This window comes from Marinobacter daepoensis DSM 16072 (assembly GCF_000421165.1).
In the GTDB taxonomy this organism is placed as follows: domain Bacteria; phylum Pseudomonadota; class Gammaproteobacteria; order Pseudomonadales; family Oleiphilaceae; genus Marinobacter; species Marinobacter daepoensis.
Window position 1 is genome coordinate 29,861 of sequence record NZ_ATWI01000013.1, and the last position, 19,387, is coordinate 49,247.

General features: G+C 57.2%; 21 protein-coding genes. 5 read left to right on the top strand and 16 right to left on the bottom strand.

Going from position 1 to position 19,387, the window contains the following annotated elements; translation table 11 throughout:
• Nucleotides 1–10: 10 nt before the first annotated feature.
• Together ribF and murJ are read right to left on the bottom strand one after the other, a co-directional pair.
• Nucleotides 11–979, bottom strand: coding sequence for a bifunctional riboflavin kinase/FAD synthetase (gene ribF, locus K325_RS0115685; RefSeq protein ID WP_029655215.1), 969 nt, complete (start codon nucleotides 977–979; stop codon nucleotides 11–13).
• 118 nt (nucleotides 980–1,097) lie between these two features.
• Nucleotides 1,098–2,684: a murein biosynthesis integral membrane protein MurJ gene (gene murJ, locus K325_RS0115690; RefSeq protein WP_084694267.1), complete on the bottom strand. Its 1,587-nt coding sequence runs from the start codon at nucleotides 2,682–2,684 to the stop codon at nucleotides 1,098–1,100.
• A gap of 268 nt (nucleotides 2,685–2,952) precedes the next feature.
• Here murJ and rpsT point away from each other — a divergent pair, with 268 nt between their 5' ends.
• Nucleotides 2,953–3,222: a 30S ribosomal protein S20 gene (rpsT, locus tag K325_RS0115695; protein ID WP_029655217.1), complete on the top strand. Its 270-nt coding sequence runs from the start codon at nucleotides 2,953–2,955 to the stop codon at nucleotides 3,220–3,222.
• Between the two features lie 65 nt (nucleotides 3,223–3,287).
• Here the strand turns inward: rpsT and proB are convergent, their stop codons facing one another.
• The 4 genes from proB to rplU all read right to left on the bottom strand — a co-directional run bounded on the left by proB (nucleotide 3,288) and on the right by rplU (nucleotide 6,372).
• Nucleotides 3,288–4,412: a glutamate 5-kinase gene (gene proB, locus K325_RS0115700; RefSeq protein WP_029655218.1), complete on the bottom strand. Its 1,125-nt coding sequence runs from the start codon at nucleotides 4,410–4,412 to the stop codon at nucleotides 3,288–3,290.
• Between the two features lie 30 nt (nucleotides 4,413–4,442).
• A complete protein-coding gene (gene cgtA / locus K325_RS0115705) occupies nucleotides 4,443–5,630 on the bottom strand; it encodes an Obg family GTPase CgtA (RefSeq protein ID WP_029655219.1) in 1,188 nt (395 codons plus the stop codon).
• A 136-nt stretch (nucleotides 5,631–5,766) separates the two neighbouring features.
• Nucleotides 5,767–6,027 (bottom strand): 50S ribosomal protein L27, encoded by a 261-nt coding sequence (gene rpmA / locus K325_RS0115710; RefSeq protein ID WP_029655220.1) that lies wholly within the window; start codon nucleotides 6,025–6,027, stop codon nucleotides 5,767–5,769.
• 33 nt (nucleotides 6,028–6,060) lie between these two features.
• Nucleotides 6,061–6,372, bottom strand: a complete 312-nt coding sequence (rplU, locus tag K325_RS0115715) for a 50S ribosomal protein L21 (protein ID WP_029655221.1) — start codon at nucleotides 6,370–6,372, stop codon at nucleotides 6,061–6,063.
• Nucleotides 6,373–6,613: 241 nt separating this feature from the next.
• Between rplU and K325_RS0115720 the strand changes: the two genes are divergently transcribed.
• On the top strand, nucleotides 6,614–7,582 hold the full coding sequence (locus K325_RS0115720) for a polyprenyl synthetase family protein (RefSeq protein ID WP_029655222.1): 969 nt from the start codon (nucleotides 6,614–6,616) through the stop codon (nucleotides 7,580–7,582).
• Here the strand turns inward: K325_RS0115720 and K325_RS0115725 are convergent.
• On the bottom strand, nucleotides 7,575–8,561 hold the full coding sequence (locus K325_RS0115725) for a glutathione S-transferase family protein (protein ID WP_029655223.1): 987 nt from the start codon (nucleotides 8,559–8,561) through the stop codon (nucleotides 7,575–7,577). The two genes, K325_RS0115720 and K325_RS0115725, sit on opposite strands and share 8 nt — an antisense overlap.
• Before the next feature lie 111 nt (nucleotides 8,562–8,672).
• Between K325_RS0115725 and K325_RS0115730 the strand changes: the two genes are divergently transcribed.
• Together K325_RS0115730 and K325_RS0115735 are read left to right on the top strand one after the other, a co-directional pair.
• A complete protein-coding gene (locus tag K325_RS0115730; protein ID WP_029655224.1) occupies nucleotides 8,673–9,593 on the top strand; it encodes a LysR substrate-binding domain-containing protein in 921 nt (306 codons plus the stop codon).
• Between the two features lie 83 nt (nucleotides 9,594–9,676).
• On the top strand, nucleotides 9,677–11,203 hold the full coding sequence (locus K325_RS0115735; protein ID WP_029655225.1) for a wax ester/triacylglycerol synthase family O-acyltransferase: 1,527 nt from the start codon (nucleotides 9,677–9,679) through the stop codon (nucleotides 11,201–11,203).
• 63 nt (nucleotides 11,204–11,266) lie between these two features.
• Here the strand turns inward: K325_RS0115735 and K325_RS0115740 are convergent, their stop codons facing one another.
• Nucleotides 11,267–11,884: a DUF2057 family protein gene (locus K325_RS0115740; protein WP_228128471.1), complete on the bottom strand. Its 618-nt coding sequence runs from the start codon at nucleotides 11,882–11,884 to the stop codon at nucleotides 11,267–11,269.
• A 297-nt stretch (nucleotides 11,885–12,181) separates the two neighbouring features.
• On the opposite strand from K325_RS0115740, the gene K325_RS0115745 reads away from it, so the two are divergent.
• Nucleotides 12,182–12,385, top strand: coding sequence for a DUF6316 family protein (locus K325_RS0115745; RefSeq protein WP_029655227.1), 204 nt, complete (start codon nucleotides 12,182–12,184; stop codon nucleotides 12,383–12,385).
• Between the two features lie 30 nt (nucleotides 12,386–12,415).
• Here K325_RS0115745 and K325_RS0115750 read toward each other — a convergent pair whose 3' ends face one another.
• From K325_RS0115750 to glyA, 8 genes are all read right to left on the bottom strand, one after another.
• A complete protein-coding gene (locus K325_RS0115750; protein ID WP_029655228.1) occupies nucleotides 12,416–12,925 on the bottom strand; it encodes a phosphatidylglycerophosphatase A family protein in 510 nt (169 codons plus the stop codon).
• Between the two features lie 14 nt (nucleotides 12,926–12,939).
• A complete protein-coding gene (thiL, locus tag K325_RS0115755; RefSeq protein ID WP_029655229.1) occupies nucleotides 12,940–13,887 on the bottom strand; it encodes a thiamine-phosphate kinase in 948 nt (315 codons plus the stop codon).
• Between the two features lie 3 nt (nucleotides 13,888–13,890).
• Nucleotides 13,891–14,367 carry a transcription antitermination factor NusB gene (nusB, locus tag K325_RS0115760; RefSeq protein ID WP_029655230.1) on the bottom strand — a complete coding sequence of 159 codons (477 nt, stop codon included), beginning with the start codon at nucleotides 14,365–14,367 and terminating at the stop codon, nucleotides 13,891–13,893.
• Nucleotides 14,367–14,843: a 6,7-dimethyl-8-ribityllumazine synthase gene (gene ribH / locus K325_RS0115765; protein ID WP_029655231.1), complete on the bottom strand. Its 477-nt coding sequence runs from the start codon at nucleotides 14,841–14,843 to the stop codon at nucleotides 14,367–14,369. Before ribH ends, nusB begins: the two co-directional genes overlap by 1 nt.
• Before the next feature lie 46 nt (nucleotides 14,844–14,889).
• Nucleotides 14,890–16,005 carry a bifunctional 3,4-dihydroxy-2-butanone-4-phosphate synthase/GTP cyclohydrolase II gene (ribBA, locus tag K325_RS0115770; RefSeq protein WP_029655232.1) on the bottom strand — a complete coding sequence of 372 codons (1,116 nt, stop codon included), beginning with the start codon at nucleotides 16,003–16,005 and terminating at the stop codon, nucleotides 14,890–14,892.
• A 64-nt stretch (nucleotides 16,006–16,069) separates the two neighbouring features.
• Nucleotides 16,070–17,185: a bifunctional diaminohydroxyphosphoribosylaminopyrimidine deaminase/5-amino-6-(5-phosphoribosylamino)uracil reductase RibD gene (gene ribD / locus K325_RS0115775; protein WP_029655233.1), complete on the bottom strand. Its 1,116-nt coding sequence runs from the start codon at nucleotides 17,183–17,185 to the stop codon at nucleotides 16,070–16,072.
• Nucleotides 17,182–17,700 carry a transcriptional regulator NrdR gene (nrdR, locus tag K325_RS0115780; RefSeq protein WP_029655234.1) on the bottom strand — a complete coding sequence of 173 codons (519 nt, stop codon included), beginning with the start codon at nucleotides 17,698–17,700 and terminating at the stop codon, nucleotides 17,182–17,184. The genes ribD and nrdR overlap by 4 nt, the downstream gene beginning before the upstream one ends.
• Before the next feature lie 71 nt (nucleotides 17,701–17,771).
• Complete coding sequence (gene glyA, locus K325_RS0115785) at nucleotides 17,772–19,025, bottom strand: serine hydroxymethyltransferase (RefSeq protein WP_029655235.1); 1,254 nt, start codon at nucleotides 19,023–19,025, stop codon at nucleotides 17,772–17,774.
• Nucleotides 19,026–19,387 lie beyond the last annotated feature (362 nt).

Below are 19,387 nucleotides of genomic sequence, written 5' to 3' on the forward strand. Positions count from 1 at the left end.
GTCAGTTGAATCAGATTTCCGGCGTAACGGGATTTTCCGCCAGCCAGGCCCGGGCCTGCTCAATATCCCGGGCGATCTGTTGACGGAGTTCATCAACAGAGTCGAACTTCACTTCGTCCCGCAGTCCGTGGCGAAACACTACATTCAGATGCTGGCCGTAAAGTGTGCCAGCAAAGTCAAACAGGTGCACTTCCAGCGCTGGCCGTTTACCGTCTACGGTAGGCCGCAAGCCGATGTTGGCGACGCCATCAAGCCACTGCCCGGAGTCCAGCCGGGCCCGCACCACATAAACCCCTTTCAAGGCGGGCATCTGATGCAACAGAATGTTTGCCGTCGGGGCTCCGATCTGTCGACCGAGTTGACGGCCGTAGACAACCCGCCCATGAAGACGATAGGGGTGCCCGAGCAACCTTTCCGCTTCTTCAAGGCTATTTACATTCAGGGCGCGGCGGACACGCGTGCTGCTCACTCGCTCGGCGTCAACCGTGACGGTCCTGGTGTTTTCCACCGTAAACTGCCGCTCACGCCCCACCGCTTCCAAAAGGCCGAAATCACCCGCCCGGTCACAACCAAACCTGAAATCGTCACCCACGACCAGATGATGAACAGCCAACCCCTGAATGAGCACGTCTTCGATAAATCCCATTCCGGAGTAACTGCGAAAGGTTTCATCAAACCGGATGCACAACACAACATCCACACCCTCAGCCAGCAAGGCCTCGAATTTCTGGCGAAACGGCATCAGCCTCGGGGGGGCCTCGGCACCTTTAAAGAACTCCTGAGGCTGCGGCTCAAAAATCATCACCACAGACGGCAGATTCAGCTCCCGGGCCTTTTCTTTCACCTGATCGATAATGGTTTTATGGCCCAGATGGACACCATCAAAATTGCCAATGGTCGCGACGCACCCCTTGGACAGCGGGGAATCCGACTGTCCAGCGATACGCTTGAGATTGGTCAGGCCTCGAATCAGACGCATGCACTGCGAACCTTACTGCTGCCGGTGGCTTTGGGCGCATCGGCGAGAACGCGCGACACACTGGTGAGAAAACGCGCGATTATACCCCAGTAGGCGGCGTGGTAGAAATCGCAGCGCCCTACTTCTGCCTGAATTGCCGTAGACGAACCCCTGCAATGGCCAACATCACAAAGTAGGCGACGACACCTGCGGCAACCAGAACAGCCATCTCCGCGGCTCTCTGCAAACCACTCAACGCCAGCCAGTGAGCAACCGGCCCATTCAACCCGAGAATTACCGCAGCCAGGGCTGCGTTGGCTACTCCCAACTGCAGCAAAAACCTGGTCCAGCCAGGCTGGCTTTTCCAGGCACCCTCTTTGCGCAAACCACGCCAGAGGAGATAACCATTCAGCCAGGCCGATAACGACGTCGCCAATGCCAGCCCGGCATGGGCAAACGGTACAATCAAAGCCAGGTTGAAGGCCATATTGGCCACCATGGCAATCACCCCAATTTTGACCGGCGTTCTGGTGTCTTCACGGGCAAAGAAGCCCGGAGCCAGAACCTTGATCAGCATAAACGCCAACAGGCCGGCCGAATAGGCTCGCAGACTCTGAGCCGACATCATCACATCGCGGTCGGTAACTTCGCCGTAATGGAACAGCGTTGCGATCAGCGGCTCAGCCAGAAGCGCCAGCGCCAATGCCGCAGGCACACCAATCAACAGGACCGCCCGCACCGCCCAGTCCAGCGTCGCGGCAAACTGATCAACGGATTCTGCCGCGCGCTTCCGGGAAAGACTTGGCAGGATCACTGTAGCAATCGCAATACCAAACACCCCCAGCGGCAGCTCTGAAAGCCGGTCCGAATAGTAAAGCCAAGACACGCTGCCGGTCTGAAGAAAGGAGGCCAACACGGTATCCAGCAACAAGTTAATCTGACTGACCGACACCCCGAACAGTGCTGGCGCCATCAACTTCAGAATTCGGCTCACCCCTTCGTGACGGTAATCCACTCGCGGCCTAGGCAACAACCCAAGACGCATCAGAAATGGCAATTGAAAGAACAGCTGCAACGCGCCGGCAATAAAAACCCCCCACGCCAGTGCCATTACGGGCTCGGCCATAACCGGGGTCAACAGAATGGCGGCGGCAATCATCGCAAGGTTCAGCAAGACCGGGGTGAAGGCCGGCACTGCAAACCGGTCATAGCTATTGAGAATGCCGCCAGCGAACGCCGTCAGCGAAATCAGTAACAAATACGGAAAGGTGATTCTGAGCATCTCGCTGGTCAACGCGAACTTGGCATCATCATCCAGAAACCCCGGTGCGAAAACCGCTGTCAGCACGGGAGCACCCAGCATCGCCACCAACGTAACCGCCAGCAAAACAAGCCCGAGAGAGCCTGCCACGGCATCCACCAGACGCTTCACCTCAGAAATATCCTGGCCCTGCCGATAGGATGACAACACCGGCACAAACGCCTGAGAAAAAGCCCCCTCAGCAAACAGGCGCCTCAGGAAATTGGGGATTTTAAACGCCACAAAAAAAGCATCAGCCCCTGCCCCAGCCCCAAAATAGCGAGCAATCACCATGTCCCGAACAAGGCCCAACACCCGCGAAAGCATGGTCATCACTCCTACCACGCCAGAAGATCTCAACAATCCCGGCGGCTTGGGGGGATCTGTTCTGACGGGTTTTGATGGAGAGGTCTGTTCCGAAGGCATCGCTTGAGTGTCCAGAGTTCTGAGTCCGAGCTACGGGGTATCTCGGTAATCCACGAGGTAAAAACCACCCCCCCAACCAGCCCCGAGCAGTGAGATGCCGGAGTGTATCACAGGGCATTCCTGACACGGCATGAACAGCGCGACAGCCTTGACATTTCAGGCATTCAGCGGCATAGTTTCGCGTCATTTATTTCGACGCGCTGGTTTTGGCGCGCCCGCGATGTAAAAATTTAAATTTTTATAGCAACGAATTTTCAGGAGTTTTACGGTGGCAAATACCCCGCAAGCCAAAAAGCGCGCTCGTCAGAACGAGAAAAACCGCAAGCACAACGCCAGCCTGCGTTCCATGGCACGCACCTACATGAAAAAGGTCGACGCCAAAATCAAGGCCGGCAACTACGATGAAGCCCAGGCTGCCCTGAAGGAAGCCCAGCCGATCATGGACAGCATGGTCAACAAAGGCATCTTCACGAAGAACAAGATTGCTCGCCACAAGAGCCGTCTGAATGCCAAAATCAAGGCCCTGAAAAGCGCCTGATTTGGACAAGCATAAAAAAACCGGCTCTTGAGCCGGTTTTTTTTATGCTTGTTTGCCGCAGCCTCTCAGACCACGACCAGATTATCCCGATGAATCATCTCTTCATCAGAGACATACCCCAACACATCATTGATACGATCACTTGAGCGACCGGCAATCGCCCTCGCTTCATCCGCATCATAGTTGATCAGCCCCCGGGCAATCTCACGACCCGCAACATCTACGCATGACACCATCTCACCGCGACGAAACTGGCCGGAGACCGCCTTTACGCCAACAGGCAACAGGCTGCGCCCACCCTGCCGCAGCACCTTGACAGCCCCATCATCCAGCGTCAGAGCACCACGTGTCTGCAAGTGACTGGCAATCCATTGTTTGCGCGCCGCCAAACGCCCCTGCTCCGGAAGCAACAACGTACCAAGCACATCTCCCTGCCGAAGCCTGGCAATCACGTGCTCAATCCGCCCGCCAACAATCACCGTAAAGGCACCTGAACGCGCCGCCAGCCGCGCTGCACGCAACTTTGTCTGCATTCCACCACGCCCCAGCGCTCCCGCACCACCCCCAGCCATGGCATCCAGCTCGCGATCACCAGCCAGGCGCTCCGTCACAAGCACCGCATCACTGTGTTTTCGGGGATCCCGGTCAAACAACCCCAACTGATCCGTCAGGATAACCAACCCGTCCGCCTCAATGAGATTCGCCACCAAGGCACCCAAGGTATCGTTGTCACCAAAACGAATCTCGTCGGTCACCACCGTGTCATTCTCGTTCACGATAGGCACCACACCGTAATCCAGCAGCGTCCGCAGGGTGCTTCGACCATTCAGATAACGCTTCCGGTCAGAAAGATCATCGTGGGTCAGGAGAATCTGAGCGGTGTGGATATCGTGACGTTTGAACTGCGCCTCCCACGTCTGCACAAGCCCCATCTGCCCTACCGCCGCAGCGGCCTGCAACTCATGCAGGTGCTGCGGACGAACACCCCACCCAAGACGACTCATCCCCTCTGCAACCGAGCCGGATGACACCACAACCACTTCCACGCCCTCAGCAATCAAACCGGCAATCTGATCAACCCAGAGACCCAGCGAGGCAACATCCAACCCCTCCCCGTCATTGGTCAACAAAGCGCTGCCAATCTTGACCACAAGACGACGAGCTCGCCGAAGCTGGAGACGTTCACTCATGATAGCCGTACAATCTCTTCTGTTCGTAGGTTATTCCGGTGCGTAAACCACTTCAACGTCATGATCGTCATCGTCGTCGAAGTCATCATCATCACGGGCAGCCCGCCGCGCCTGGCGGTCAGACTCAATCTTCTGGCGCGCCTCTTCGTCCATACGACGTCTGCGCTCAGCCTCCTGCTCGGCAAAATCAGGATTGTCCGCTTCCTGCTCAGCCTGCTCTTCAATCCAGCGCATAACCGCCTGAACCAAAGGCTTCGTGCCTTCACCACTCAAGGCGGAAATCCTGAAAACAGGCCCATCCCAGCCCAGCTCATCAACAATCGCCTGACAGTGTGCGTCCCGATCGCCCTCTGCAACCATGTCCACCTTATTCAGCACCAGCCAGCGCGGACGATTGGCCAGCGTCTCACTAAACTTTTCCAGCTCATGGGCAATCGCTTTTACAGCCTCTGAAGGCGATGAGCCATCATAAGGCGCCACGTCCACCAGGTGCAGCAACAAACGAGTACGCACCAGATGCTTCAGAAAACGAATCCCGAGCCCCGCACCCTCAGCAGCACCTTCAATCAGACCCGGAATGTCCGCAATTACAAAACTCTGGTGCGCCTGAACACTGACAACCCCCAGATTTGGTACCAAGGTCGTAAAGGGGTAATCCGCCACCTTGGGCTGAGCCGCAGAAACGGAACGAATAAACGTAGACTTGCCCGCGTTTGGCAGCCCAAGCAACCCCACATCCGCCAGAACCTTCAACTCCAGGCGAAGATTCCGGGCCTCCCCCTCAGACCCCTTGCTTGTCTGACGGGGAGCACGATTGACCGAGGACTTGAACCGGGTATTACCCAAGCCATGAAACCCACCCTGAGCCACCTTGAGCCTCTGCCCCTCTTTGGTCAGATCGCCCAGGACCTCGTGAGTATCCATATCAACCACCGTCGTCCCGACCGGGACAGGGAGAACCAGATCCTCACCCTTGGTGCCGGTGCAATTGCGCCCGGCACCCGGCTCACCGTTTCGGGCCTTGTACTTACGCTGGAAGCGATAATCGATCAACGTATTAAGTGCGCTGTCCGCCTCCAGATAGACGGAACCCCCATCCCCGCCGTCACCGCCGTCGGGACCGCCCTTGGGGACATACTTTTCCCGCCGGAAACTCAGACAGCCATGACCGCCTTTACCGGCTTCAACAATGATGGTGGCTTCGTCTACAAATTTCATACACCAAATGCCTTTGCATAAACTAAAAAGCCCCGCAGCCTCAAGGAAGCTATGCGGGGCTCCGGATTCACCTGAGAACTGATCAAGCCAGCATATCAGGCAAACCCAAGGTTCAACAGAACCGGATCGCCGCTGCTCACGCAGCCGGAACGATGCTCACGAACTTGCGGTTCTGCGGGCCTTTGGTTTCGAACTTCACCTGGCCGTCTGCTTTCGCAAACAGGGTGTGATCCTTACCAAGACCAACGTTGCTGCCAGCGTGGAAACGGGTGCCGCGCTGACGAACGATGATGCTGCCTGCAGATACAGACTCACCACCGTAGCGCTTGACACCAAGTCGTTTCGACTCGGAATCGCGACCGTTACGGGTACTACCTGCTGCCTTTTTATGAGCCATTACCAGCCTCCTTCATTAAGGGGTTACGAGGGCTTAGCCCTGGATACCCGTGATCTTGACTTCAGTAAACCACTGACGGTGGCCCTGACGCTTCATGTGATGCTTACGACGACGGAACTTGATGATGTTCACTTTGTCGTGACGACCGTGGCTAACCACTTCTGCGGTCACCTTGGCACCGTCAACAACCGGAGCGCCAACTTTTACGTCGTCGCCATTGGCAACCAGCAGAACGCGATCAAACTCAATGGAACCACCGGTTTCAACTTCCAGTTTTTCCAGCTTCAGAGTTTCGCCTTCTTTTACACGGTGTTGCTTACCACCGCTAACAATAACTGCGTACATTCATAGTCTCCGCGATTGACCCATCCCTGCTCTTATCCACCTGGTTCTAAGGGAAGCGCTCTGGCGACCCTATTGCAGGGAGCGCAGGTTGGGATGAGTTGGGCGCGTGATTGTACGAAAACACGCCGACCAATACAAGCCAGTATCCCACCCAAGTTGACACTGTAGGCAGCAATACCTAGCATTGCCGCGACCTGCCCGAAAACTCAACGAAAACACCAGCAAGGGACTTACCGGCCCGATGACAGCCCAGCGCATCTACGACACCGTAGCGGACGATTTCAGCCGCATGAACGACCTCATCATTGAACGGCTCGCTTCTGATGTCCCTATGGTGCAGAAAATTGCCCAGTACATCATTGAAAGCGGCGGCAAGCGATTGCGCCCCCTGCTGGTATTGTTATCCAGCCAGGCCGCAGGCTACCAGCAGAACGAACACCTGAAACTGGCGACGGTTATCGAGTTCCTGCACACCGCCACCTTGCTGCACGATGACGTGGTGGACACCTCCGACATGCGCCGCGGCCGCAGCACCGCCAACGCAAAATGGGGCAACGCCCCCAGCGTACTGGTCGGCGACTTCCTTTACGCCCGGGCGTTCGAGATGATGGTCGAGCTTCAGAATCTGCCCATCATGAACGTGCTGTCCCATGCCACGGCAGTTATTGCCGAGGGCGAGGTCATGCAGCTAATGAACGTAAAGAACCCGGACCTCACAGAACAGCAGTATATGGCGGTGATCCACAATAAAACCGCTATGCTGTTCGAGGCGTCCTCGCACACGGGCGCGCTGCTGGCCGGTGCCAATAGCGACCAGGAAAAAGCGCTCAGAAACTACGGTAACCACCTGGGGCTGGCGTTCCAATTGGTCGATGACGTGCTCGACTATCAGGGTGATGCTGCCGCCATGGGCAAAAACGTCGGGGACGATCTGGCCGAGGGCAAAACCACGCTGCCGCTTATTTATGCGATGGCCAACAGTTCCGACGAGGACCGCCAACTGATTCGGCAAGCCATCCGGAAAGGCGGCCTGGACGACCTTCCGAAGGTTCTGGCGATCGTAAAAGCATCTGGCGCCATTGAGTACACAATGACCAAAGCACGGGAACAGGCACAGTTCGCACGGGAGCTTCTGAACTGCCTGCCGGAGTCAGACCACCGGCAGGCCCTGGAGCTGCTGACCGACGTTGCGGTCGCCCGGGTCAGTTGATTGACTCGCGCCCATGCGGCGCCTCAAAGTCCAGTCGCGGCCCAACCGGCACAATCTGGGTCGGGTTGATGGTGCGCTGACTGACATAGTAATGGCGTTTGATCTGACCCATATCCACCGTCTCAGCCACACCCGGCACCTGATAAAGCTCCCTCAGATAACCAGACAGATTCGGGAAATCCCGAATCTGCTGGCGATTGCACTTGAAGTGGCTGTAGTAAACCGCATCAAACCGGACCAGTGTCGTAAACAGACGCCAGTCTGCCTCCGTTAGCTGTTTTCCAGTGAGGTAACGCTTCCGGGCAAGCTCTCGTTCCAGCCAGTCCAGCGACGCAAACAGTGCGTTATAGGCATCTTCATATCGGCCTTGTGCGGTGGCAAACCCGGCCTTATACACACCATTATTCACGGTGTCGTATACCCGCTCGTTCACGGAGTCGATCTCAGAACGCAAGTATTCCGGGTAGAAATCCAGGTCAGCCCGCACACCGGCAAGCCCGTCAAAGGCAGAATTAAACATCCGGATAATCTCTGCCGATTCGTTACTGACGATGGTTTCCTTATGCTTATCCCACAACACGGGCACCGTCACCCGACCGGAATAATCCGGGGCGGCCCGAGTGTATATCTGGTGCATATAATCGGAGTTATAGAGGTGATCCCGGTGGAGGTCATCACCGGGCCTAAATTCCCAGCCATGCTCCACCATATCCGGGTGCACCACAGACAACGAGACATGCGACTCCAACCCCTTGAGTTTCCGGAAAATCAACGTCCGATGCGCCCAGGGACACGCCATCGATACGTAAAGATGATAGCGCCCGGATTCCGCAGAGAAACCACCCTTCCCCGCAGGCCCCGGCGCCCCATCTGCGGTGACCCAATGCCGAAAGCGGGCGGCTTCACGTTCAAACTTGCCACCGGTTGTCTCGGTGTCATACCACTGATCGTGCCAACGACCATCAACCAACAATCCCACAACACACCTCCGGGACAGCGTCTGCCTCAGTTAAAAGTAGAGACAGGCTAACGGCTTCACTGCTAGGCTGATAGCAAGCATTTCTGGCAAACACTTTCAGATAATTCGAACATGCATACCACCATTACAATTGACGCACTCAAAGTGCTTGATGCGATTGACCGCAAGGGCAGTTTTGCCGGCGCGGCGGGGGAGCTTTTCCGAGTTCCGTCAGCGATCAGCTACACCGTCCAGAAACTCGAGGAAGACCTGAACGTCAACGTCTTTGACCGATCCGGACACAAGGCCATTCTGACCCCGGCCGGCCGCTATCTCCTGGAGGAAGGCCGCTCACTTCTCGAAGCGGCGGAGAACCTGGCCCACACGACACGCCAGGTCGCACAGGGCTGGGAAACCCGGCTACGAATTGGCTTCAACTCGCTCCTGCCGGCCGAGTGTCTGTTTCCGGCCATCAAAGCCTTTTATCAGCTTGGGGTTCCGGTAGATGTACAAATCGTTGAGGAAGTCTTTGCAGGGGCCTGGGATGCTCTGCAAAGCCGACGCGTCGATCTGGTCATCGGTGCTGACCAACTCAGCAAGCCCGCGGGCAACTTCACCACCGCCGCCCTGGGAAAGATACCATTTGTCTTTGCTGTGGCGGCCAACCATCCACTGGCAAAGGCCGAGGAGCCGCTGACCGAGGCGGACATATCCCGGTTTCCAGCCGCCGTTGCCGCCGATACATCCCGAGCCCTTCCCCCCGGCCATGCTGGCATCTTCCGGCGCCAAAGAACTCTGACCGTCACAAACATTGACCAGAAAATTGCCATACAGGAAGCCGGGCTCGGCGTCGGCTGGCTGCCGTTACCAAGGATACAGGATGCCCTTGCCTCCGGCCGCCTTGTCGCCAGGAACGTTCACGAGCCTCGTGCGCCCATTGCCGTTCATCTGGCAAGACACAGCGACGCAAAGGGCAAAGCCCTGATGTGGTTCTGGAACCGACTGAGCCAGGAGCAGGCACTCAGCCAGTGGCTACAACCAGCGCCCTCCTGAGGCAGGAAGGCCAACCGCCCCGAAACAGTGACAAGGTATACTCTTAAACCGCCCACAAATGAGAGCCACAAGGAGTGCTTTCCATGCGTCAGCTGTCGGAACTGGATGCCTCATTCCTGTACCTGGAATCAGACACAACCCCGATGCACATTGGCGGCATTTACCTGTTTGATGCCAGCGGACTGTCCACGCCACTGGCCTTCAGCACCTTTGTTGCCTATCTTCGCAGCCGGCTCCATGTAGCCCCCCTTTTCCGCCAGAAGCTGAAAGAAATACCCTTTCGCCTTGGCCGCCCCTACTGGGTAGACGATGCGGACTTCAGCATTGAAAGACACTTAGCTTATGTAAACCTTGGTACGCACGGCAAACAAAGCAGCCTGATGTCGCTGGCCTCCAGAATTCTTGAGGAGCCCCTGAAGCGCGACCGCCCACTCTGGCACATTACCTTTGTCGACGGCTTCAGGATTGAAAGCCCGGACGGCGAAAAAGAGGGCTTCGCGCTGATCGTAAAACTGCACCACGCCGCCATTGACGCCTTCAGCGGCGAGGAAATCATGGGCAAACTTCTGGAATATACGCCAACCCCTCAGCCTATCAGCGCCCCCCGCCCTTGGCTGCCCAGACAAGAACCGTCCGAAGAGCGCGTTTTCCTTCAGGCTGGGGCGAACATGCTCAGAACACCGATGCAACTGGCATCTCTGGCTTTTAACGCGGCAGAAGCCACAACCCGCGGACTGATCCAGAAACAATTGCACCGTCTACCCCTGCCATTGCCGTTGTTCACAGCGCCGCAGAGCCCCTTCAACCGTCAAATCACTGCCAACCGACAGATCGTTTCAAGCAGGCTGGAGTTGTCGAGGCTAAAGGCGATCAAAGGGGCTCTTGGGGACGTTACCCTGAACGACGTCGTACTGGGCTTATGCGCGGAAACCCTGTCCCGCTATCTCGCCACCCAGAACATCCGGACCGAAACCTCCCTGGTGGCCATGACGCCGATTTCCGTTCGCTCAAGCAGCCTGCGCCGCGCCACCGGGAACCAGATGTCAGCCATGCTGCTGGATCTGGCAACAGCCGAACCAGACCCGGCAGCAAGAATTCGTCGGATTCATCGCAATGCGGTGGATTCTGAGCCGTATCGGGAAGCCATTGCTGCAGACCGACTCACAGAGTTACTACCGTCAACGCTTCTGGCCCTGTCCGCTCGCCTGTACTCGGAGCTTCAGGTCGCACAGCGCTACCAGCCACTGTTCAATGTCCCGATCACCAACGTCCCCGGCCCACAGGTTCCACTCTATCTCCAGGGAGCGAGACTGGTTCAGCAATACAACAGCGCCCCACTGTTTGACAGTCTGGGGCTGGTGGTGGTTGCCGTCAGCTATCAGGGCCAGTTAACCCTGAACTTTACGCTCTGCCCCGATGTGGTTGCAGACTGCGACTTACTTCCTGAACTGGTCTCCCGAAGCCTGGAAGCCATTGAGGCAGCTGCTGCAGAGCTCGGACCGGAGCAGGGAAACGAACAGCCCTCAACGGCCCAGCAAACCCTGACCGACGAACTGCTAGGCTATCTGGAAAAGATGGTGAAAGGCGGCCTGGAGAGGTTCCGGCGCTAGCTGTAGATCTGAAAAACAGCTCACGCCGGCACAAGGAGTCGGGCCTGAAGGCCCGGAAGTCGATTATTCGAACGCCCACCGCAGAAAGGCCTTCTTGTCCTCGTCGGATGCGTCTGCCCACACCGCCTTCAGGCGCTCCAGTGACGAACCTGACACCGCATCACCGGCCATTTCGCCATTACCAGAGGGCACGGGGGTACGACCGGCGGTGAGCTGAGACCGACCATTCCAGGCTTCAGAGTGAGCGACCACTGCACCACTGCCAGCAATGATGTCGGCAGAGAAGGTCTCCATCATGGTCTCTGCCTCTTCACGACTACCTGGCTTTTGAATGTCAAAACGGTACACCTCTCCCGCCCCGGCCTCAAAGCGGGCAACCTGAGGCCCGCTCTCGACGACGTGAACCTTGGACTCTCCACTACGCACAACACCGGCCTTGGCCCAAATCGTCTTGTACTCGAACACAACCTCGTTCTCGCCCGGAAGCAAACCGTAATCCAAAGCCAGATCGTCCATCAGGAAGTTCGTCATACTACGGCCATTGACGCTCAATACCTGGATAGCACCGGGCGCCTTAAGAACGGCAGGCTCTGTCGCAACAGGAAGCTCACCCTCCCAGGTATCAACCCGTGCCAGCGTAGAGGCGCAACCGGCCAGAGCAACGCTCACCAAGAGAGCCATTAATTTGAAAACCCTTGAAACGTGACACATACTCAATTCATCTCCTTTTCCAATATAGGGCCTGCCTGCGGCCAATGATCTTGAGAGCAATTCTGCCAGCATTCTGACCATACAGCCTGGTCAGGGCAAGGCAGAGAGGCGAATTTGCCGCCAGAGCGTTGGATGGCAGGAATGTGATGGCTGGCTCAAGAATGTAAAAAATTGTTGAATTCGCCAACAATTGGATTAATTTTAAACAAGTCGGCTCATAAAACGCGTTGCCCGAGAAGAAAAAAACAAGTGGGCACAGGAGAAACCATGGACACTCAGCAAAGGACCGGAGAGCAAGGGCCCGTCCCGTTTCGCAGCAGTCGCTTTTTCTGCGTAGGGAGCAAATGGTACTTCACCACTCGGGAGGGCTTTGACAGTGGTCCTTTCGCTTCCCGGGAACGCGCAGAAATCGGCCTGAAGCGGTTCCTGCACGTGGTTCGCCTGTTGCCAGAAGAACAGCAGGTTCATTGACCAGAAACGAGCCATCCCCGTGATGCCCGACTAGATAATATAGGGCATCACCCAGAAGTCTATTGCCCAAAGGCAAGCCAGCGCCATCACGCCAGCCACCACATCATCAACCATGATGCCAAGGCCACCGGGCAACCGTTCGTCAAGCCAGCTTATTGGCCAGGGCTTCCAGACATCAAACAGCCGAAATAACATGAAGGCCATCAGAACACCGTACACTTGGTCTGGAAACAGGCCCAGCGCAATCCACATGCCTACGAACTCATCCCAGACAATGCCCCCGTGGTCGTGCACTTTCAGGTCTTCAGCGGTCTTTCCGCACAACCAGATACCAACCAGAAAGGCCACCAGGACAACACTCCAGTAGGCCGCTGCCGGCAACCATGAAAAGGCAAACCAGACAGGGATAGCCGCAAGACTCCCCCAGGTACCCGGCGCTCTGGGAGCCGCACCGCTGCCAAAACCGAAGGCGAGCAGATGAACCGGGTTTCTGAGAAACCCGGGAGGAAGAATGACCTGTGCGGCATCAGGCTCATGCATCAGATCGTCGTTGCTCACGCAAGCCTCCCAAAATGATCATACCCCGGGGCCGCGTCGGGCACACACCCCGCCAGCCTCAGCCCCGGCTCAGGCGTAATCACGCCGATCACTGTCAGTTCCCGGCGCACATCCTCACAAAGCGCCTCATAAATCTTCGGCGCCATCGTTACGCATAACTCGTAATCGTCACCAGATGTCAGCGCAAGCCTCCGTGCGTCATCACCCTTGAGCACAACCAACTCCGGCATCAGTGGCACTTTTTCCACGTCGATGTCCGCCCCAACACCGGACGCCTCCAGCAGATGCGTAAGATCCGCCAACAAACCATCCGATATATCAATCGCTGCAGATGCCAGACCCACCAAGCTCTGGCCCAGCGCAAGCCTGGGCTCGGGAAAGTGATAACGGGACAAAACAGCAAGCTGGTCTGGGCCCGGGGCCGGCTCAGACAGATAATCCAGGGCTGCCCCGGCCGCTCCCAACGTGCCACTGACACACACAAAGTCACCGGACCGGGCTCCCGAACGGCGGATCTCCGCGCTCCGGGCAACCAAGCCGTGAACCTGAACGGAAATTGTTAAAGGGCCTCGGGTGGTATCCCCCCCTGCCAGAGCAATCCCAAAAGCCTGGCCGGCCCGGGAAAGCCCTGAGGCAAACCCAGCCAACCACCCCGCATCCGCATCGGGCAACGTCAAGGCCAGGGTAAAGCAGGCCGGCTCAGCTCCCATGGCAGCAAGATCACTGACGGCAACAGCCAGAGCCCGCCACCCGAGTTTTTCCGGCTCATAGCCGACGGGGAAGTGAACACCTTCAACCAGCGTATCCACTGAAAAAACCAGATCATGCCCCGGCTCGAGACGCTGAATGGCGCAATCATCACCAGGGCCAAGAGGGAGCTGATCACGATTGGCGCGATCAGCCAACGGCTTGAAGTACGTCCGGATCAGCTCGAATTCACCCATGAATCAGCGCGGACGAGTCTCGGCCAGGCGAACCCGACGACTGAGTTTATCCAGAATGCTGTTCACGAACTTATGACCTTCCGTACCGCCGAATCGTTTCGCCATCTCAATCCCTTCGTTGATGACCACTCTGTATGGCACATCAATCCGGAACTTCAGCTCATAGGCCCCCAGGCGGACAATCGCTAATTCCACCGGGTCGACTTCTTTCATTGGGCGATCGAGGAAAGGTTCGATCAATTTGTCCAGTTCTGCCTGCTCGCGGTGCACTCCCCGAAGCAGGTCCCGAAAATACATGATATCGACCTTGCTCATGTCGTTATCGACCATGAACTCAGCTTCGATATCAGAGATCGGCGTTTTGCTGAAATGCCTCTGATACAAGCCCTGCATGGCCAGAGCCCTGGCCCGGCGGCGGTCACCGGCCTTAGGCTGGCCCGATTTCCCCGGTTGGGGAGAAGTTTCGCCCGTATCGCTCATTACTCACCCAGCTTCTTGAACAAACTGACCATTTCCAGGGCCGTAATTGCGGCTTCCGCACCTTTGTTGCCAGCCTTGGTACCAGAACGCTCAATCGCCTGTTCAATGGAATCCACCGTCAACACACCGAACGTTACCGGCACGTCGGTTTCAAGACTGACAGCCCCCAGACCACTGGACGCTTCTCCGGCAACATATTCAAAGTGCGGGGTGCCGCCACGAATGACCGCCCCAAGCGCAATAATGGCATCGTAGTCCGAAGTCTCGGCAACCCGCTTCACCGCCAGCGGCATCTCATAGGCACCGGGTACGCGAATAATGGCAATATCATCGTCGGAAATACCATGGCGACGCAGGGTATCGATTGCCCCATCCACCAGACTTTCCACAACAAAACCGTTGAACCGGCCTACCACCAGCGCGTAACGACCGCCACACTGGGTAAAATCACCTTCAATTACTTTGATATCTGCCATCTCGGGCTCCTTCGCGGGCCACCGCCATCATGCGGGGCCGGGGTTATCATTCGGGGGCGTAAGGTACGTACTCCACCACTTCCAGATCAAAGCCTGAAATAGCGGAGAATTTTACAGGGGGGCTCAGCAGGCGCATTTTGCCTACACCAAGATCCCGAAGGATCTGGGAACCGGTGCCAACGGTAAAGTACACACCGGAACTGCCCTTGCCGGACGAACTCGGCTCCTTGTCGAAAAACTCCTGAATCCGGTCTTCCAGGTTGTAGTGGTCCTCAGCACTGTTGAGCAACACCACAACGCCCTGACCTTCTTCTGCCACTTTTTCCAGTGCATGGTGCAGCGGCCAGCTCCGGGAATCCTTCCGGCGCGCTCCCAGCAAATCACGTAGCGTGTCCGTAATGTGAACCCGCACGAACACTGGCTCTTCCGGCCGGATCTCCCCCATCACCATTGCCAGATGGGTAGCGCCCTGAATATTGTCCCGGTAGGTATGCAACTTGAACACGCCGTACTCGGTGTCCAGCTCGTTCTGCTCCACGCACTCTACCGTGCGCTCATTCATGGTCCGGTAGTGAATCAGGTCTGCGATAGTACCGATTTTCAGGTCATGCTCCTGAGCAAACTTTTCAAGATCCGGACGCCGGGCCATTGAGCCGTCATCATTCATGACTTCACAGATCACCCCGGCAGGCTCACAACCGGCCAGGGCAGCAAGGTCACAAGACGCTTCGGTATGGCCTGCACGACTGAGCACCCCACCGGGGTCCGACATCAGCGGGAAAATATGCCCCGGCTGAACCAGATCGGAGGCCTTGGCATCCCTGGCTACCGCAGCCTGCACGGTGCGGGCACGGTCGGCAGCAGAAATTCCCGTGGTTACACCCTCTCGCGCTTCAATAGACAGGGTAAACTTGGTGCCGAAGCCAGAGGCATTCTGCTGCACCATCAACGGCAGCCCCAGCTGCTCACAACGATCTCGAGTCATCGGCATACAAATAAGACCGCGCCCAAACCGGGCCATGAAGTTAATAGCTTCGGCGGTGCAATACTCTGCCGCCATCACCAAGTCACCCTCATTCTCACGGTCTTCATCATCAATCAGGATGACCATTTTTCCCTGACGGATGTCTTCAATGATGTCTTCAATGCTGTTCAGTGCCATACGGTTCTGCACCCTTTCACCCCTCTCGACAGTCTAGCCGGTTAACGGGGAATGAATTGAATGATTAGCGGCGGGCAAGGATCAGTCGCTGATCCTCCCCGACCTGACGACGATCCAGCACCTTCCATTGTACTTTGTCTGCCATGCTCTCCAACGGCAGATGCGCCGTGGGCCTGCCAGTACTGCCCAGAAAAACCGGGGCCTGATAGAGCCAGAGTTCGTCCACCAGATTTTCCCGAATAAACGTTCCTGCCAGTGTCGGCCCCGCCTCTACCAGCAACTCATTGATACCAAGTTCACCCAGGGCGTCCAGCAGCTCCGCCAGGTCGACGCCGTTGTCTTTCCAGGCGACGCCGGTGAGACTCACGCCCAGCGCCGCCAAATCCTGTGCGGGAGACGAAACCAGCGTCGAACTGGCGCAGAACAGCTGCACGTTCCCGCCTCTCAGAATCCGTGCAGAGACCGGGGTACGGGCATCACGATCGGCAATAACCCGCAACGGTTGCCTGGACGGGTCCGTCGCATCGCCAATCTCGCCCATTTCGTCCCGCCTGACAGTCAGCGACGGGTCATCCGCCAACACCGTTCCAACGCCGGTCAGAATGGCATCGCTGGTAGCTCTCAGACGCTGGACATCCCGTCGCGCTTCCGGGCCGGTTATCCACTGGCTCTCTCCGCTGGCCATGGCCGTTCGCCCGTCGAGACTGGCCGCCATTTTCAGGCGCACCCAGGGGCGCCCCGTTGTCATACGCTTCATGAAACCCGGATTCAACCGTGCGGCTTCATTCGCCATAAGGCCCTCGGTAACCCGAATGCCAGCCTCCCGCAGCATATCCAGCCCTCGACCGGAAACCGACGGATTAGGATCTTTGGTGGCGGCAAACACATGGGCTACTCCCGCCTCGACTAACGCCCTTGCACACGGCGGCGTACGCCCGTAGTGGCTGCATGGCTCCAGCGTTACGTAGGCCGTCGCCCCCCGAGCATCATGCCCCGCCTGACTCAAGGCCCGAACCTCGGCATGGGCTTCCCCGGCACGCTCATGCCAGCCCTCGCCAACAATGCGGCCGTCCCGGGCAATCACGCACCCGACACGCGGATTAGGATGGGTTGAATAGCGACCGCGCCAGGCCAGTTGAATGGCCCGGGCCATCATTGCCCGATCACGGTCTGAAATCATGCCTGACCTTTGCCTGTCCCGTTATCCACCAGCGCCCTGGCCACATCTACCGCAGCGTCGCCGTTCCCCTGGGAAAGACGCTCAATTTCTTCCTTGAATTCGTTGAGGTCCTGAAAACTGCGATACACCGATGCAAAACGAACATACGCCACTTTGTCCAACTGGCGCAGCTCGGTCATTACCTCTTCCCCCAACTGCATCGATTTGACTTCACGCTCGCCCGTTGCACGCAAACGGTATTTGATCCGATTCAGAGCGGCGTCAATTTCCTCGATGCTGACCGGGCGTTTTTCCAGAGCCTTCATAAGACCGGCCCGCAGCTTTTCCTCATCAAAGGGCTGGCGGGTGCCGTCCTGTTTTACCACTCGAGGCATCACCAGTTCGGCAGTCTCAAAGGTGGTAAAACGCTCACGACAGGACAGGCACTCCCTGCGGCGGCGAACCTGATCACCCTCGGCCACGAGGCGTGAATCGATCACCTTGGTGTCGGCTTCACCACAGAACGGACAATGCATATTTCACCTGCTCCGGAAAGAAAGAACCCGGACACTCTTCAGACTGCCCGGGTTGACTTGTCTAGGCCTGCTCAGCCATAGACCGGGAATCGGGCGCAAACAGCTTCCACCTGCTCCCGCACCCTGCTGATAACGGCCTCATCTTCGAGGTTGTCGAGAATGTCACACATCCAGCCCGCCAGATCCCGACACTCGGTTTCCCCGAAACCGCGTGTGGTCACGGCTGGCGTTCCAACGCGAAGGCCAGAGGTCACAAAGGGCGAACGAGGATCGTTCGGGACAGCATTTTTGTTGACAGTGATGTGTGCTTTACCCAGCGCAGCATCTGCGTCTTTACCGGTGATATCCTGCTTGATCAGGCTCACCAGGAACAGATGGTTCTTGGTCCCGCCGGAGACCACGTCGAAGCCACGCTCAACGAAAACATCTGCCATTGCCATCGCGTTCTTCACAACCTGCTGCTGGTACGCCTTGAACTCATCGCTCATGGCTTCCTTGAAGCAGATGGCTTTGGCCGCAATGACGTGCATCAGCGGTCCACCCTGACCACCAGGGAAAACAGCAGAATTCAGCTTTTTCTGCAGATCTTCATCGTCGCAGGCCAGAATCAGGCCACCGCGAGGCCCGCGCAGAGTCTTGTGCGTGGTCGTTGTGACGACGTGCGCATGAGGAACCGGGTCCGGGTACACACCAGCAGCTACCAGGCCCGCTACGTGAGCCATGTCCACAAACAGGTAGGCACCCACTTTGTCCGCGATCGCACGAAAACGAGCGAAGTCCAGTTCCTGCGAGTACGCCGAGAAACCAGCGATGATCATTTTCGGCTTATGCTCAACGGCGAGGGCTTCCACTTCCTCGTAATCAATAAGACCGGTTTCCGGGTTCAGACCATACTGCACCGCGTGGTAGATCTTGCCGGAAAAGTTGACACTGGCACCGTGCGTCAGGTGACCGCCGTGAGCCAGACTCATCCCCAGCACGGTGTCGCCGGGCTTGAGCAGGGCCATAAAGACAGCGGAGTTGGCCTGGGAGCCTGAATGGGGCTGCACGTTGGCATAGGCCGCACCGAAAAGCTCTTTGGCACGATTAATGGCCAGATCTTCGGCGATGTCCACAAACTCGCAACCACCGTAGTAACGCTTACCGGGGTACCCCTCTGCGTACTTGTTGGTCAGCACACTGCCTTGCGCTTCCATTACACGCGGACTGGTGTAGTTTTCTGACGCGATCAGTTCGATGTGAGCTTCCTGACGCTTTTCTTCCGCCTGCATGGCGTTCCAGAGTTCATCATCAAAACCGGCGATTTTCATATCACGAGTAAACATGGATCTGCTGCCCCTGTCTGTATGGCTGGCCCGGCACTGCTTCTGAGCAGGCCGAAACCCCTGAAAATTTGGGCCGCTATTCTATCGCGAAAGCGGGTTGAAAATCATCCTTTATGCCGTCCGGGGATACCGGCACACCGGCAATCGGGATTTCAGCTCAATTGCTATCACAGAACGCTTTAGATACCTTACCCCGACACTATTCTCAGGTACCGACGTCCGAGGTGTCGGCCTCCGGGGTGAGCAATCCGGGATACACTGTAGATACGCCCCTTTACGCTCAGCTGAATCATCCCTGATTCAAACGCCCCGGCCCGCTCACTCTGACGCCCTCGGTCAGACGCCTGACGTGCTTTTTGTTT

Bases quoted from the DNA above. Each gene is read 5' to 3' on its own strand.
- ribF (WP_029655215.1), bottom strand. From the start codon at position 979: ATGCGTCTGATTCGAGGCCTGACCAATCTCAAGCGTATCGCTGGACAG.
- murJ (WP_084694267.1), bottom strand. From the start codon at position 2,684: ATGCCTTCGGAACAGACCTCTCCATCAAAACCCGTCAGAACAGATCCC.
- proB (WP_029655218.1), bottom strand. From the start codon at position 4,412: ATGAGTGAACGTCTCCAGCTTCGGCGAGCTCGTCGTCTTGTGGTCAAG.
- cgtA (WP_029655219.1), bottom strand. From the start codon at position 5,630: ATGAAATTTGTAGACGAAGCCACCATCATTGTTGAAGCCGGTAAAGGC.
- rpmA (WP_029655220.1), bottom strand. From the start codon at position 6,027: ATGGCTCATAAAAAGGCAGCAGGTAGTACCCGTAACGGTCGCGATTCC.
- rplU (WP_029655221.1), bottom strand. From the start codon at position 6,372: ATGTACGCAGTTATTGTTAGCGGTGGTAAGCAACACCGTGTAAAAGAA.
- K325_RS0115720 (WP_029655222.1), top strand. From the start codon at position 6,614: ATGACAGCCCAGCGCATCTACGACACCGTAGCGGACGATTTCAGCCGC.
- K325_RS0115730 (WP_029655224.1), top strand. From the start codon at position 8,673: ATGCATACCACCATTACAATTGACGCACTCAAAGTGCTTGATGCGATT.
- K325_RS0115735 (WP_029655225.1), top strand. From the start codon at position 9,677: ATGCGTCAGCTGTCGGAACTGGATGCCTCATTCCTGTACCTGGAATCA.
- K325_RS0115740 (WP_228128471.1), bottom strand. From the start codon at position 11,884: ATGGCTCTCTTGGTGAGCGTTGCTCTGGCCGGTTGCGCCTCTACGCTG.
- K325_RS0115745 (WP_029655227.1), top strand. From the start codon at position 12,182: ATGGACACTCAGCAAAGGACCGGAGAGCAAGGGCCCGTCCCGTTTCGC.
- K325_RS0115750 (WP_029655228.1), bottom strand. From the start codon at position 12,925: ATGCATGAGCCTGATGCCGCACAGGTCATTCTTCCTCCCGGGTTTCTC.
- thiL (WP_029655229.1), bottom strand. From the start codon at position 13,887: ATGGGTGAATTCGAGCTGATCCGGACGTACTTCAAGCCGTTGGCTGAT.
- nusB (WP_029655230.1), bottom strand. From the start codon at position 14,367: ATGAGCGATACGGGCGAAACTTCTCCCCAACCGGGGAAATCGGGCCAG.
- ribH (WP_029655231.1), bottom strand. From the start codon at position 14,843: ATGGCAGATATCAAAGTAATTGAAGGTGATTTTACCCAGTGTGGCGGT.
- ribBA (WP_029655232.1), bottom strand. From the start codon at position 16,005: ATGGCACTGAACAGCATTGAAGACATCATTGAAGACATCCGTCAGGGA.
- ribD (WP_029655233.1), bottom strand. From the start codon at position 17,185: ATGATTTCAGACCGTGATCGGGCAATGATGGCCCGGGCCATTCAACTG.
- nrdR (WP_029655234.1), bottom strand. From the start codon at position 17,700: ATGCATTGTCCGTTCTGTGGTGAAGCCGACACCAAGGTGATCGATTCA.
- glyA (WP_029655235.1), bottom strand. From the start codon at position 19,025: ATGTTTACTCGTGATATGAAAATCGCCGGTTTTGATGATGAACTCTGG.